Source organism: Anoxybacillus sp. (genome assembly GCF_036834105.1).
GTDB lineage: Bacteria > Bacillota > Bacilli > Bacillales > Anoxybacillaceae > Anoxybacillus.
Window position 1 is genome coordinate 1 of the sequence record NZ_DAITON010000235.1, and the last position, 1566, is coordinate 1566.

Here is a 1566-nt window from a genome sequence, read left to right on the forward strand (position 1 = left end):
TGCCATTCGCATCTGTTACACCGATTGCCAATACGCCTGGCTGCTTCGCTGTAAACAGCTTCGCTTCCATTTCCCCTGCGCGTCCATCATTAACTTGCACCGGCTTTTCAGATGTTGTTTTTCCTTCTGGGTAAAATCGGAACACAAGTTTGTAGTCGTACGATTCCGCGCCTTCAAGTATAGCTTGGACGCTTTCACCTTGTTGTACGTTCATTTTCACCCAATGCATTTCTTCCGGTTTTGTCAGTGCACCTTTTTTCACGTACGCCTCTTTCGCATCAATGATCGGTGCCTTCGCTAAAATCGTTTCATCGTTCCAATTTTCTTTTTGCGGCACGTTTTTCATGTTATATTGTAGCGCAGCGACAGGATTTACTAGACCGTTGCCGTATGTTAAGTCATATCCTTTTTCCCCTAAATCCGTTGCGGTGCGCTCTAAAATCCATTCGACTTGATACGGCTTTAAGTTCGGATACTTTGATAAAAGAAGCGAAGCGACTCCAGCGACGACAGGTGCTGCCATCGACGTTCCACTTAACTCCGCAAATGAAGAACCTTTCGCATAGTCGTAAATCGGACTGTATACGTCAACACCCGGAGCGACAAGGTCAACGGATGGTCCATAGTTTGAAAACTCAGCGAGCTTATTTTTATGATCCGTCGCCCCGACGCTAATGACCCCTTCGTATGAAGCTGGAATAGAATACATATCCGTCGCTTCATTTCCCGCTGCCGCAACGACAGTAATACCCGCATCAATGGCTTGTTTGACCGCTTCTTCTAAAATGGGCGAGCTAAAATAACCGCCAAGGCTCATGTTAATGACTTTTGCCCCTTTTTCGATCGCATATAAAATGCCTTGGGCGATCGTATAGTCGCTTGCGCCCCATGACCCGCCAAAAACATCAATCGGCAAAATTGTCACGTTTGGGTTGACCCCGTGGGCACCAACGCCATTGTTTGCGTTTGCCCCGATAATGCCGGCAACGTGCGTTCCGTGCACATCTTTGATTGGGGCGCCAGCCGGGTTAATCGCATTGTAAGCTGGCAAAACACGACCTTTCAACTCTGGATGCTTCGTATCCATCCCCGTGTCGATGACGGCGACGGTGACGCGATGGTTTCCTGCTAGTTTTAACGCTTTGTCGATGTTTAATAGCGTCAATGCATACATACGGTCTGCTTTCGGATCAGCCGAGCCGAGCCGCTTGTATGTAAAACTTGGCGTCACGCTTTTGACCGCTTTTAATTTTGCATAGCTTTTCATCACTTCTTGTAAGTTCTTTCCTTTTTGCACTGTGACGACGTCGTAGCGCAATTGCGGAAACGACTGTTTTAACGTCGCCCCTAAGCTGCGATGAACAGCGGCAGGAATGTTTTCGTGATACTTAACAATCAATGTGTCTGAGCTCACTTGCTGTTGTGCTTCTTCAAATCGTTTGTAAGCAAGTGACGTTCGCTTGCTCTCTACCGTTTGCTTTTTCCATTGCGCAATCGGCGGCTCCATCGACGCTTGTGCGATCGTTGGCACAAGGAGCGATGAAGCAAAACTAATGGATAACGCAG

1 protein-coding gene is annotated in these 1566 nt (G+C 47.7%); it reads right to left on the reverse strand.

Annotated features, from left to right (window positions below):
• The coding region (locus V7Z64_RS13290; RefSeq protein ID WP_334110755.1) for a S8 family peptidase at positions 1 to 1566 on the reverse strand (1566 nt) is incomplete at both ends.